This window comes from Nostoc sp., from assembly GCF_036917155.1.
Lineage (GTDB): Bacteria > Cyanobacteriota > Cyanobacteriia > Cyanobacteriales > Nostocaceae > Nostoc.
The window spans coordinates 67,833-81,592 of the sequence record NZ_JBALDZ010000024.1; the positions used below are offsets into that span (position 1 = coordinate 67,833).

Here is a 13,760-nt window from a genome sequence, read left to right on the forward strand (position 1 = left end):
AAACAAATATTTCAGAATTTAAATTTTCAAATCTATGTAATATCACAGCAATTTTGTCAATCTATACATAGGTAGAGTAAAAAAATATTTTAGAAAGTGGCATAGAGGGTTATCCCCAGACTTTGCTCATATTTGAACAAAATATCCAATTCTAATTTCCAGATCCTAAATCTGTATAACTTTTTGGATAAATCAAAATCTAATACGAGAAACTGTGTAACAAATTAATCAGCTAAAAAAACCGCCACTAACTATGATAAAGCGGTCTGGTTAAGCAATCGGAGGGTAATTACAGATTACTTTGCTAATAAATGAAATTGCTGTAACGAAGTTTGCATTAGATTGGGGATTGGGCATTGGGGATTGGGCATGGGGCATTGGGCATGGTTATTCTCCTTGTCTCCCCCATCTCCCCCATCTCCCTCATCTCCCCACTCCCTACTCCCTTCCATAAACACTCATTGGTTCCTTGATAAATCGGGTGTAAAGATGCTTAAACGTAGATTTAATGACGCGGGGCATACCAAAATCAATGGGCATTAAATTGTCTGGTAGTCGCCAATCTTCTATTTTTAATAAGTCAGGATTTAAATGCGGAAACTCTATGGCAGACAGTTCTGGACAAACTCCTAGCCTTTGGGAAGCTGCAACTGTGGGTACTTGTTCAGGAGGAACATTGAGGATTTCTACCATTGCCCGATCTAAGGCAAATATATCTGATGCGGCTGCTAAAATACCTAGTTGGCGAGGTTCACCGTTGCTGGGGCCATTACCTTCATGACCGATGATGCCATCTAATATGGTTAAGTTGGGGTTAATTGCCCTGGCAGTTTCTACTAACATTTCACCAAATCTATTCGCGTCTTTTCCAGCTTCCATGTGCCACCAAGCTTTCATTTTGCCAGGGACACAACCAAATAAGTTTTTTACACCCAGGGTTAATGTCAGCTGCGTATGTGATTTCACTTTCGGTAGGTTAATCACTACGTCTGCTTCCATTGCTTCTTTAGACAGCCGCAGATGGTTAAAATTGTCACTAATGGTTTGGTAACGCTGACCGTGAAAATCGATAATGGGAAGATTCAGTTCTTCTAAAATAGGCAGATAGCCGTTTGCTACTGCTACGCCCTTGGCACTGCCAAAAGCAGGACTATCGCCCAAAAATGGCTTACCGCCAACCTCAATTACCATCTGGGCAACTTCGTAAACTAGTTCGGCACGGGTGATACACTCTTTACCAGGACGCGACCCTGTAAGTAGATTTGGTTTGAGTAAAACGCGATCGCCTTTTTTCACAAACGCTGCCATTCCTCCCAAAGGTTCCAGCAGTGTAACTAAGGATTCTCGTAAAGCTTCTCGTTCGTAAGATGTAGCCCGAATGAGACTGACAGATGGTTTTTGAGTCTGCATAGTATAGATGGGGGAGATGAGGGAGATGAGGGAGATGGGGGAGATGGGGGAGACAAGGAGAATAACCATGCCCAATTCCCCATAAATATTATTCTGTTCTGAGTGGTAAGATACCACTCATTTGTTCTAGATTTAACACTGTGGCTAAGTCTGCTTCACTCATCAATCCTCGTTCTAGGACAATCTGCCGCAGGGATTTACCAGTTTCTAAAGATTCTTTGGCGACAGCTGCGGCATTTAAATAACCGATGTGGGTATTGAGTGCGGTTACTAAAGCTAAACTACCTTCGGCATAAGCTAAACAACGTTCCTGGTTGGCAGTAATTCCCTCAATGCCTCGTTCGGTGAGTGCGGCGATGGTATTACCCAAAATTTCGATACTGTGAATTAGGTTATAGGCAATCAGTGGCATCATCACATTTAATTCTAATTGTCCGGCTTGTGCAGCTAAAGCGATCGCACTGTCATAACCCATCACCTGAAAACATACCATTGATGTCATCTCTGCCATGACTGGGTTATATTTCCCTGGCATAATCGAGGAACCGGGTTGTACCGGAGGGAGTTGAATTTCTTTCAAACCAGTTTTTGGTCCCGAATCCATCAGCCGCAAGTCGTGAGATATTTTGACTAAATCCTGCGCTAAGTTGCGTAACCCACCGGAAACGTTCACAAATGGCGCCATACTTTGCATAGCTGCCATCAGATGGGGTGCAGGTTCTAAAGGAGTATCAATCAATTCTGAGAGAACTTCTACCACATGGGCGCGATACAGAGGATGAGTATTTAAACCCGTTCCGGCTGCACTACCTCCTAAACCCAGCACCATCAAATCTCCAGAGGCGGTGTAAATCCGGTTTTGATGTTCTGTAAGGATTTGCGCCCAAGCCCGAAAATTTTCACCCAAACGCACGGGTACTGCGTCTTGTAAGTGGGTTCTGCCAGATTTGACGATATTTTGAAATTCTACAGCTTTATTTTCTAAAGATGCGATCGCACCATCTATTGCTGGGTGTAATGTCTTAGATAATGCCAATAATCCACCAATGCGAATTGCCGTAGGGATCACATCATTGGTAGACTGTCCATAATTAACATGGTCATTAGGACTAACACGTTTATAATTGCCCTTTTCTTCACCAAGAATTTCTAAGGCGCGATTTGCCAAAACTTCGTTGACATTCATGTGGTGGGATGTTCCAGCACCAGCCTGATAAACATCTACGACAAATTGATCCCGAAACTTCCCAGCTAAGATTTCATCAGTTGCTTGGACAATCGCCTGACTAATATCTTGGGGAATGCAATTCAGTTCACCATTGACAATTGCTGTAGCTTTTTTAATTATCAATCCCGCATCTACGTAAGTAGGTAAAGGCTTGATGCCGCTAATGGGGAAGTTTTCGATAGCCCGCAGCGTTTGAATACCGTAATAAACGCTACTAGCAATTTTGCGATCGCCCATAGAATCGCGTTCGATGCGAAATTCGGAGTCTGTGTATTGAGTCATAGTATTCTTTTAAAAGAGCTTCAGAAAACAGATTTTCCCACGCTTAGGGAGAAAGTGGGGAGATGAGGGAGATGAGGGAGATGAGGGAGATGAGGGAGATGAGGGAGATGAAGGAGATGAGGGAGATGAGGGAGATGAGGGAGATGAGGGAGATGAAGGAGATGAGGGAGATGAGGGAGATGAGGGAGATGAAGGAGATGAAGGAGATGAGGGAGATGAGCAGGGCTGATTCATTCCACAAAAAGCTTTAAAAATCAACGGTTATAGCGATTAAAAATTGGTTATTTTGTTACCAGCGTGCCGACAGAATGAACTATTGTACTGATATTTAAGTGCTTAAATGTTCATCTCATAGTCACCCTTACTTACGATTTTCTCGCTAATCATCTTGACAAATACTGTTTGAAATGGAATGAATCAGCCCTGAGGGAGATTAGGGAGAAAAATTACTTGTTTTCCTTGTCTTCCTCATCCCCCTCATCCCCCTCATCCCCCTCATCCCCTCTATGACTCTACCCAACTGGATTACCTTCTCGCGTCTTCTGGGTGTACCATTTCTGCTTTATGGCTTGTATAACCCCACAACACAAGCTAGGTGGATATGTTTGGCGATTTTTATCATTGCGGCGTTAACTGATTGGTTAGACGGCTATTTAGCGCGCAAACTCAACCAAATTAGTGAGTTGGGTAAATTTCTTGATCCCTTAGTGGATAAATTTCTGGTACTTGCACCGTTGCTGGTTTTTATTGAATTAGAAAAAGTGCCAGCTTGGGGAGTGTTTTTGATTTTAGCGCGGGAATTAGCGATCGCTGGTTGGCGGGTGAATCAAACGACAATTACCGGGGCGAATATTTGGGGTAAACTCAAAACTGTTAGTCAAATAGTGGCGATCGCACTTTTGATCGCCCCCCTACCTGAAGTCTGGCAAACTCCCTCCCTAACTGCCTTTTGGATTTCTGTAGGCTTAACATTAATCTCTGGGGGTATTTATCTTTTGCCCCAAAAAGCCAGCACCGAACAAGAATGAAACCACAATATATTCTAATTAAGTGGTCGATGGTAGGTCAGAATTATTGAATACTCTTTCGTTCAAAATTCATAAAACCTCGCGGGATGCGGGAAACTCAGCGGCTTTAGCCCTGAGAGGTAAGCGGCACGAGCGACTTTAGTCGCCGTGGTATTTTTTTAGCTTGAGTAGCCATAACCATCTTTTTTGTGGATAGTTTTACAGGCTTTATAACTAATTCCTTGAACTAGGAACTAGCTACGCATTCCGGGGTGTCGTGACTCAAAAAACGTAGTCAAGTTTTGACTTAGACTGGTCAACACAGCTTGCTTGATTTCTCTTGCAAGCTCAGTGGCTTTAGCCCTGAGTTATTGACTCTTAATTCTGGTTTCTGACTCCTGAATTCTTTTTCGAGAAAAAGCGGTAAAACTTCGGTTGACCAAGCTTTTTCCGCAATGCCTCCATGTAAATGTAAAACACTGGAGTCAAATAGAGAGTCAATATCTGAGAGAACAGCAATCCACCAACGATCGCAATCCCTAAAGGACGACGCGCTTCGGAACCAACTCCCGTCCCCAAAGCAATGGGAAGTGTGCCAATCAAAGCTGCCATCGTCGTCATCATAATTGGGCGGAAGCGAGTCAAGCAAGCGGCATAGATGGCATCATAGGAATTTTTACCTTCCTTTCGCTGGGCTTCAATGGCAAAGTCCACCAGCATAATGCCGTTTTTCTTGACGATACCCACTAGCAGAATGATGCCGATGAAAGAGTAAAGATTTAAATCAACCTGGAAAATCAGCAGCGTCAGTAATGCGCCAAAACCCGCCGAAGGTAGACCAGAAAGAATGGTGATTGGGTGAATGAAATCCTCATAGAGGATACCGAGAATCAGATAGATGACTAAAATAGACACCAACAACAGCGTCCCTAAATCATTGAAGGACTGTTGGAAGGTCTGGGCTGAACCCTGAAAGCTGGGGGTAATTGTTGAGGGTAACACCTCACTAGCTGCTTCCTTGATGGCATCTGTAGCCTGACTGAGAGACGTTCCTGGGAGAGTGTCAAAAGAGATAGTCGAAGACGGGAGTTGACCAACGTGAGCGACGGTGAGGGGACCGACATTTTGGGTAATATTAGCGATCGCACTCAGGGGTACTTGTTTACCAGTACTCGATTGCACATAGAGCATCGATAGGGCACTGGGATCTCGCTGAAACTCCGGTTTCACTTCTAAGATTACATAAAATTGGTCATTTGGAGTATAGATAGTAGAAACCTGGCTGGAACCATAGGCAGCACTGAGGGTTTGTTCAACTTGTTGGGCGGTAATCCCAAGAGTTGCGGCTTTGTTGTGGTCAACTTCGACTTCGATTTGGGGAGTGCTGAGTTGTAAATCGCTGTCAACATCCCGGAGTCCTGGTAGGGTTTTGACTTTATCTAGAAGTTTAGGAACGTATTGGCGCAAGTCTTGTAAATTCAAGCTCTGCAAGGTGAACTGATAAGTAGAATTAGTCTGTTGACCACCGATGGGAATAGCTGGCGGAGAGCGGAGGAATGTCTTAATCCCAATTGTACGTCTCAATTTGGGGGTTAGCTCTTGAATGATTTCGTCAGCACTGAGTTGACGTTGATCGCGTGGCTTGAGCCGAATGGTAATTCGCCCACCGTTGACTGAACCGTTCGGGCCACTTGCACCCACAATGGAGTCAACTGCTTCAATATTGGGATCTTTACGAATAATCTCAACAACCGTTTGCTGGTGACGCAGCATATCATCAAAAGAAATATCTTGCGCGGCTTTCGTGTTCCCCATCAATTGTCCGGTGTCTTCCGTGGGGATAAATCCTTTGGGAACGATGACGAACAAATAGGCGGTCATTATTAGCAGAATCCCAGAACCAATGAGTGTCATCAAGCGGTATTTTAAGATGGGCTTGAGCGTCCAATCATATCCCCGCAGTAGTAAATCAAATCCCCCTTCTAAAAATTGATAGAGCCGATTTGGTCTTTGCTGATGGGGTGAACTTAAGAAACGACTGCACAACATGGGGGTGAGACTGAGGGAAACAAAACCCGAAACCAAAATTGCCACAGCGATGGTAACAGCAAATTCATGAAATAATTTACCGATGATTCCACTCATAAACATGATGGGGATGAACACCGCCACCAAGGAGAGGGTCATTGACAAAATTGTGAAACTGATTTCCTTTGATCCCTTCAATGCTGCCTCTAGGGGAGAATCGCCCATTTCCCGATAACGGACGACATTTTCCAACACCACGATCGCATCATCCACGACAAAGCCCACGGAGAGGGTCAAGGCCATGAGTGAGATGTTGTCTAGGGAGAAGCCCGACAGATACATCACCGCAAAAGTACCAATGATGGCTACAGGTAGCGCCAAACTGGGAATCAGCGTTGCCGTGATGTCACGCAAGAATAAGAAAATCACCAAGACAACTAGACAAATCGAGAGAACCAAGGTAAATTTTACATCGTTGACAGAGGCTCGAATGGTTTGGGAGCGATCGTACATAATCCCCATTTCAATAGATTTGGGAACTTGTTCGCGGAGTGTAGGTAAAAGTTTCTGGATAGCATCAACGATATTTACAGTGTTAGCACCTGGTTGCGGCTGCACAGCGAGAACAACAGAATGGCGGTTTGTCACCTTGTCATCGTTATACAAATTCGAGACTTTGTTGTTTTGTTCACTGTCAATCACGTCCCCCAAATCCTTGAGCCGCACAGGCGCACCATTGGCGTAAGTTACAATTAGCTGGCGATAGCCGGCAGCATCGGTAAGTTGACCGTTCGCCTGAATCGTATAATTTTTGAAAGTATCAGAGAGACTGCCGGTTGCTAAATCAACATTTCCCTGTTGAATGGCAGTTTTAACCTGACTTAGACCAATTCCCCTTGATGCCAACTCTCGCGGGTCAAGTTGGACGCGGACTGCATATTGCTGTTGACCATAGACCTGTACCTGAGCAACACCATCAATCATCGAGATGGGCTGACCAACTGTTACCTCTGCATATTCATCTACTGTCGAGATTGGCTGTGTCTCAGAATACATATAGAGGTAGAGAACCGGTGAGACAGATGGGTTGACTTTGCGGTAGGTGGGCGGGTGAGGCATTCCGGCGGGCAGTTGTCCGGCTGCGGCTGAGATGGCTGCCTGTACATCTTTGGCGGCATCTTCCACTCTCCGGCTAAAGTCAAATTGTAGGGAGATGCTGGTGCTGCCTGTGGAACTGGTGGAATTAAATGAATTGAGTCCGGCAATTTCGGTAAACTGTCTTTCTAGAGGTGCAGCGACCGAAGATGCCATTGTTTCCGGGGTGGCACCAGGGAGACTAGCGGAGACAGATATAAAAGGATATTCAACGTTAGGCAACGCACTAATGGGTAATAGTAGATAACTCATCAAACCGAAGATGAGGATACCCATCATTACCAAAGTGGTCATGACTGGACGACGGATGAAGAGTTCTGAAAGGTTCATGGGTTTTGTTCTCCCAGAAATGTGGTAGCGATCGCTAAATATAATTTCAATGTGAATTTGATCAATCTGTAATAGTGCAATAACTCTATCTTTGATTTTTAAACATATCTAACGCCTCCTTCACCGCTTCTTTAACAACTGGATCTGGATCTTCTAAAAGCTGCGATACAAACTCCACAGCCTCAAATGCTTTGATTTTTCCTAAAGCAAAGGCCGACCGACTCCGAACCCATTTGCTAGGGTGTTGAAGTCCTTGAATTAAGGCATCTACTGCTCGGAGTTCTTCGAGTACTAATACTACAGAAAAGCCGGAATCATATTTTTCGTCTTGCAGCAGATTCAGAAGAGTATTAACTACTTTATTTTTCAGATTATTTGGGGGAATTTCTATTCCATAGCTATTGCTCATATATAGGTCATTATGAAGTAGTTGTACGGTTTGCCAAGAGGAATCTTCAGGAAATATCTTCAGAAATCTTTCGAGAGCTAAGTCTGTAATTCCTGAGTTGTATTTTCGATATGCAGCAGCATACTTTTTCTCATCTTTCTCTATGTAACCTTTGCAATCGATGAACAATCCCCCAGCCTCATAAGATTCCGCTAGAGTCAACATCATGGCTGTTAAATTGGTGTATCGCAGTGAAATTTCTACAATTTCGGAGATATTAATTACAGGAGAAGTTGTTTGTTCATCATCCGTTGCGACAACTGCTAAAAACTCGACATCTGACATACAGACTGGCAAGACAGGTTTACCCGCATACTTATACATCAGGGCTATTTCTTCATGTTCCTCTTCCCAAGTTTGAGCTTCTGACACTGCTGAATCTAAACTTAGAAGAAACATAGGATAAAATATCCAATCATCTGCACAGCCATCCATTGGGTATCCATTTGACCATTCATAAATTTCCCGAACTTCTTTGGATACTTTAAAAGATAGGGTACTCAACACATTATCTATTTCTAATGGACTTAAACCTGATGCCAATGATGCAATCTTTGCTGGATGATTTTCTTTAAACCAGTAATGAATTCGGGTTAATGCATCTTTAATATCTGACATAAGTGTTTAATTCATAATTGAGAAAATCAGATTTAGTCTTGGTTTTCAGATGGAATGGCACTAAGAAAAGCTCGAAAGCTTGTGTAGCCTCGTTCCCAGCCTCCAGGCTGGGAATACATTCCCAGGGGCTGCTGCCTCTGATCAAGAAAGAGGAGGTGGCAGTCCCCCCAGGCTGGGAACCAGTTAGGGCAAGGGCTGTGTCTTAACTTAGTGCCATTCGTTTTCAGATGATTGAACATTACGATCGCCCGCCTGAAAATGAAAATACCCGCCGGAACTTAACTTGACTGAGCTTTTTCCGCCATGATTCCATATATATATAGAACACGGGTGTTAAATACAGGGTCAATATCTGAGAAAACACCAGCCCACCTACAACTGCAATCCCTAGAGGACGGCGGGATTCGGAGCCAGCCCCAAATCCGATCGCAATCGGCAAGGTTCCCATTAATGCTGCCATTGTCGTCATCATAATTGGGCGGAAACGCACCAAACAGGCTTGATAAATCGCCTCAGACGGTTTTTTCCCTTCTTCTCGCTGGGCAACAATAGCAAAGTCCACCATCATAATCCCGTTTTTCTTGACGATGCCCACCAAGAGAATTATGCCGATAAAGGAGTAAACATTGAGTTCCACATGGAATATTATCAGCGTTAACAATGCCCCAAAACCTGCTGACGGCAAACCAGAAAGAATCGTAATTGGGTGAATAAAATCCTCATAGAGAACACCCAAAATCAGATAAATTACGAGGATAGCGATCGCTAACAATAAACCCAAACTTGGCAGTGAACTTTGAAATACCTGACTTGCACCCTGAAAGCTGGTGCTAATGCTGGCAGGAATCACCTGATTAATCACTTTTTCAATCTCTTCGTTGGCATTTCCCAAGGCCACACCAGGAGCGAGGTTAAAGGAAATGGTAGCAGCGTTCATCCGACCGTTATGATTGACCATTAACGGGCTGACTCCCTGAGACAGTTTGGCGAATGTCTTGAGAGGAACTGCAACTCCTGTACTGGAGTTAATGTATAATGTCAACAAAGCATTGATATCCTGCTGAAACTGGGGTGCTAATTCCAAAATCACCTGATACTCATTGGTTGCTGCATAGATTGTTGATACTTGATAAGAACCGTAGGCACTTCTCAGGGTATTTTCGATTTGTTGGGCGGTGATACCATAAGTTGACGCTTTATCGCGGTCAATGTCAATTTTAATTTGGGAAGCAAACTGTAAATCGCTGTTAACATCCTGGAGTTCTGTCATCTCCTTCATCTTGGCAACAAGTTGGGGAACATATTCCTGCAAGGGTTTGACATCAGAACTCTGGAGTGCTACCTGATAAAGTCCTGTGCTTTGTTGAGCGCCAATGGGAATCGCTGGGGGATTTTGTAAGAATACTTGGATACCTGGAACAGTGGCGAGTTTGGTTCGCAAATTTTGCACGATTTCGTCAGCCCCAAGTTGGCGTTGCGATCGCGGTTTTAACCGAATAAACAAACTTCCAGAATTGGCTGCAACTGCTGCCCCACCGCCACTCGCACTCGCTCCCGCCCCAATATTGGAGTTGACTGCATCCACATTTGGGTCTTGACGGATCAGGTTAGCAACTGTCTGCTGATGCTGGACAAGATTATCAAAGGATGCATCCTGGGCTGCTTGGGTAATGCCTGTAATTTGCCCGGTATCTTCGCTAGGAATAAAGCCTTTGGGAACTATCATCAACAGCCCAACAGTCACCGCCAATAGAAAGACAGATAAAATCATCGTGGTGCGGTGATATTTTAAGACTTTTTTGAGACTCCAATCGTACACACCAAGGAAGCGATCAAAGACATATTCGGAAGCTTGATATAACCGACTTTGATTAGCATGATTTACAGGACGCAGAAAACGGCTGCACAACATGGGAGTCAGAGTCAAAGACACAAAACCAGAGACGAGAATTGCCACTGCGATCGTCACAGCAAATTCATGAAATAATCGTCCCAGTACTTCACTCATGAACAACATGGGAATGAAGACTGCAACTAAGGAAAGGGTCATCGATAGGATGGTAAAACCAATTTCTCTCGACCCATTCAACGCTGCTTCTACCGGACGTTCCCCCATTTCGATATGACGGACGATATTTTCTAGCATAACGATCGCATCATCCACGACGAAGCCCACCGAAAGGGTCAATGCCATCAACGATAGGTTATCTAGTGAGTAGTGCAGCAAATACATCACCGCAAAGGTGCCAATCAGCGAAACGGGTAACGCCAAACTGGGAATCACCGTGGCTGAGAGATTCCGCAAAAATATAAAAATTACTAAGATAACTAGAGCGATCGTCAGAATCAACGTAAATCTGACATCATCTACTGAATCTCGAATTGACTGAGATGCATCATAGAGAATCCCGATTTCCACGGATGCTGGAATCTGGTCTCGCAATTTCGGGAGTAATTTCTTAATTGTATCTACGACTTGTACTGTATTGGTTCCGGGTTGTCTTTGAATGGTGAGAATAATGGCGCGGGTATTGTTGTACCAACTTGCTACTTTGTTATTTTCTACACTGTCAATAATCCGACCGAGTTGATAAAGATAGATGGGCGCACCATCTTTATAAGACACAATCAGCTGACGATAAGCAGCCGCATCTTGGAGTTGCCCGTTAGTTTGGACTGTAAAATTCTTGTGATTTCCCGAAAGACTACCAGTAGGTAAATCGACGTTACCCTCTTGAATCGCTGTCGCCACCTGATCTAGCCCAATTTGCCGCGTTGCCAATTCCTGCGGATCAAGTTGAATTCGAGCCGCATACTTTTGGGAACCGTAGACAGCTACCTGTGCTACCCCATTGATTGTAGATAGTTTTTGCGCCAGATAAGTCTCGGCATAATTGTCTACTTGGGAAAGGGGCAGTGTGGGAGAGTCTAGGTAAAGGTAGAGAATCGGTTGATCTGCGGGGTTAACCTTACTGTAGGTAGGAGGATTGGGTAAATCCGTCGCAATTTGCCCCGATGCTCCTGATATCGCGGCTTGCACATCCTGCGCCGCATCATCAATGTTCCGACTCAGGTTAAATTGTAGGGTAATTTGAGTCTGTCCCAGAGTACTAGTTGAGTTGAGCGAATCGAGTCCCGCAATACTGGAAAATTGCTTCTCTAGGGGACGCGCAACCGATGCTGCCATCGTTTCGGGGCTAGCTCCCGGTCGGGAAGCACTGACCTGAATTGTGGGATAATCCACACTTGGTAAATCGCTGATTGGCAGTAAGCGATAACTCATGAAACCGAAGATCAAAATCGCTGCCATCACCAGAGTCGTCATGATCGGGCGACGGATAAATGGTTCTGAGAGGTTCATGAATCACCTCCGCCAGACTTCGGCGCATTATTTCTTCTTGATTTCGAGGAATTTCCATCGGCATTTGAGTTATTGCCGGCTGTTTTGATGCGGATTTTGTTACCCGAAACGAGATTCGCTTGACCATCGGTGACAATTTTATCGCCGGGTTGCGGCCCTTTCTGAATCACATCTAGTCCATCAATGGTGCTGCTAACTGTAACTGGCACATTTTCTACTGTCATGTCGGGCTTAACTACAAAAACAAACTGTCCATCGGGGCCATTCTGCACGGCTTGGGAGGGAACAACTGTTGCATTCGGTTCTTCGGTCAGCGTTAGCGTTGCGTTCACAAATTGACCAGGAAACAAGTTTCCTTGAGCGTTGTCAAATTGGCCAATCAGTTGAATTGTTCCCGTGGTGTTATCAACCGTATTATTGACAGATGTCAAAACACCTGGTGTAGAATGACTTTGATTGGGGAATGTCACATCTACCTTCAGCTTGCCATTCCGCATATACTTTTGCACTTGGGGTAGATTTGTTTCAGGAATGGAAAAAGCAACTTCAATCGGGCGAATTTGGGTGATGGTGACAAGTGGAGTCGTGCTGCTAGTCGTACCAGCTGTACTGTTGGTTTGCAGGGCATTACCCTGAGTCAGCGAAGCACTGCTGTTAGCTTGCACCACATTACCCTGAGTCACCGAAACATTCCCAGCACGACCATCAATTGGCGCATAGATTTTGGAGTAAGACAATTGCACTTTGGCATTGTCTAATGCTCCTTGGTCGGAACGAACAACAGCTTGAGCATTAGCGATCGCAGCTTGATCGCCCTTGACAACTGCACCAGCATTAGTCAACGCCACTTGATCGCTTTTCAAAACAGCCTGAACATTAGCGACCGCTTCTCGATCTGCTTGTAAGGTTGCTTGAGCTGTACGGATGTTTTCAACATATTGCTGTGCTGTATCCAAGCTGATCGCGCCCTTTTTGTACAATGCACCATAGCGATCGCTCTGTCCCTGAGCAAAATTTACTTGTGCTTCATCCTTAATCACAGTCGCCTGGGCTTGTCGCACGGAGGCTTGGTCTTTGATTAAGGTGGCCCTAGCTTGGTCTACCTGACCCAAATCTCTAGCTAATGCAGCTCTTGCTTGTTCTACCGAGGCTTGGTCTTTGGCGACAGTTCCTTCAGCTTGCTGGATTGCAGCAGTTTGCGATCGGTCATCTATGGTAAACAAAAGTTGTCCCTTTTTCACATCTTGACCTTTCTTGAAATAAACTCCAATAATCCGGCCAGTGGCTTCGGGCGTAATCGATACCGTAGACCCCGATTGCACATTACCGATCGCCTGCAATTGTATCGGAACCGTTTTTTGTGTCACCATTGCCACAGTTACAGGTGTCACTTGCTGCTTATTACGACCAGATTTTTCAGTTTTCTCTGTCTTGGCTGCACCCGCATGGATACCCAAAATAACTAGCCCACCCAGCAATATCACCCCTAAAATTACCCAAGTAATCTTTTTCTTTTTTGGCGATCGTGGTAGCTCCGGTTCTATACTGTTATCAGTCAAACTCTGGTTAGAAATTTCATGGTTCATCAGAACCTCCAATGCATTTTAGTTTATTAAAAACAGTGAACCCATTTACGAAAAAGATAAGGTTCAAAGCCGTACTTCGTCCCGCTACGCGCTTTCGCCCGCAAGTGGCGCGATAGCTCCCTTGCTCCCTAGCTTCCTTGGTTGAAGCCCCACCCGCAAGTGGCGTGGTTTTTCTCCTCTGCTCCTCTGCTCCTCTGCTTTTTCACACCTCAACTCCCGCTGTTCCCAGTTTTATTTGAGGCGGCACATCTGAAGAATTAGTCTTTTCCGGTTTGCTCGATGTGCCTTGTAAAAAGCTGATTTTGCC

8 protein-coding genes are annotated in these 13,760 nt (G+C 44.7%); 2 read left to right on the top strand and 6 right to left on the bottom strand.

What is annotated here, in order from left to right; all coding sequences use genetic code 11:
- Nucleotides 1-438 precede the first annotated feature (438 nt).
- A complete protein-coding gene (locus V7K67_RS03625; protein ID WP_334730442.1) occupies nt 439-1,410 on the bottom strand; it encodes a DUF362 domain-containing protein in 972 nt (323 codons plus the stop codon).
- Nucleotides 1,411-1,498: 88 nt separating this feature from the next.
- Nucleotides 1,499-2,920: an aspartate ammonia-lyase gene (locus V7K67_RS03630; protein WP_334730443.1), complete on the bottom strand. Its 1,422-nt coding sequence runs from the start codon at nt 2,918-2,920 to the stop codon at nt 1,499-1,501.
- A gap of 62 nt (nt 2,921-2,982) precedes the next feature.
- Between V7K67_RS03630 and V7K67_RS03635 the strand changes: the two genes are divergently transcribed.
- Together V7K67_RS03635 and pgsA are read left to right on the top strand one after the other, a co-directional pair.
- Entirely contained in the window at nt 2,983-3,171 is a 189-nt protein-coding gene (locus V7K67_RS03635; protein WP_335165283.1) for a hypothetical protein, read from the top strand.
- Between the two features lie 255 nt (nt 3,172-3,426).
- Entirely contained in the window at nt 3,427-3,948 is a 522-nt protein-coding gene (pgsA, locus tag V7K67_RS03640) for a CDP-diacylglycerol--glycerol-3-phosphate 3-phosphatidyltransferase (protein ID WP_334730445.1), read from the top strand.
- A 357-nt stretch (nt 3,949-4,305) separates the two neighbouring features.
- Here the strand turns inward: pgsA and V7K67_RS03645 are convergent, their stop codons facing one another.
- From V7K67_RS03645 to V7K67_RS03660, 4 genes are all read right to left on the bottom strand, one after another.
- Nucleotides 4,306-7,440 (bottom strand): efflux RND transporter permease subunit, encoded by a 3,135-nt coding sequence (locus V7K67_RS03645; protein WP_334730594.1) that lies wholly within the window; start codon nt 7,438-7,440, stop codon nt 4,306-4,308.
- Between the two features lie 85 nt (nt 7,441-7,525).
- Complete coding sequence (locus V7K67_RS03650) at nt 7,526-8,506, bottom strand: HEAT repeat domain-containing protein (RefSeq protein WP_335165286.1); 981 nt, start codon at nt 8,504-8,506, stop codon at nt 7,526-7,528.
- Nucleotides 8,507-8,744: 238 nt separating this feature from the next.
- The gene (locus V7K67_RS03655) at nt 8,745-11,867 is read right to left on the bottom strand and encodes an efflux RND transporter permease subunit (protein WP_334730592.1); all 3,123 of its coding nucleotides are present in this window, start codon (nt 11,865-11,867) and stop codon (nt 8,745-8,747) included.
- A complete protein-coding gene (locus V7K67_RS03660; protein ID WP_334730591.1) occupies nt 11,864-13,453 on the bottom strand; it encodes an efflux RND transporter periplasmic adaptor subunit in 1,590 nt (529 codons plus the stop codon). Before V7K67_RS03660 ends, V7K67_RS03655 begins: the two co-directional genes overlap by 4 nt.
- Between the last annotated feature and the right edge of the window lie 307 nt (nt 13,454-13,760).

What these genes read in the sequence shown, in the direction of transcription:
- V7K67_RS03625 (WP_334730442.1), bottom strand. Translation starts at nt 1,410, where the DNA reads ATGCAGACTCAAAAACCATCTGTCAGTCTCATTCGGGCTACATCTTAC.
- V7K67_RS03630 (WP_334730443.1), bottom strand. Translation starts at nt 2,920, where the DNA reads ATGACTCAATACACAGACTCCGAATTTCGCATCGAACGCGATTCTATG.
- V7K67_RS03635 (WP_335165283.1), top strand. Translation starts at nt 2,983, where the DNA reads ATGAGGGAGATGAGGGAGATGAGGGAGATGAGGGAGATGAGGGAGATG.
- pgsA (WP_334730445.1), top strand. Translation starts at nt 3,427, where the DNA reads ATGACTCTACCCAACTGGATTACCTTCTCGCGTCTTCTGGGTGTACCA.
- V7K67_RS03645 (WP_334730594.1), bottom strand. Translation starts at nt 7,440, where the DNA reads ATGAACCTTTCAGAACTCTTCATCCGTCGTCCAGTCATGACCACTTTG.
- V7K67_RS03650 (WP_335165286.1), bottom strand. Translation starts at nt 8,506, where the DNA reads ATGTCAGATATTAAAGATGCATTAACCCGAATTCATTACTGGTTTAAA.
- V7K67_RS03655 (WP_334730592.1), bottom strand. Translation starts at nt 11,867, where the DNA reads ATGAACCTCTCAGAACCATTTATCCGTCGCCCGATCATGACGACTCTG.
- V7K67_RS03660 (WP_334730591.1), bottom strand. Translation starts at nt 13,453, where the DNA reads ATGAACCATGAAATTTCTAACCAGAGTTTGACTGATAACAGTATAGAA.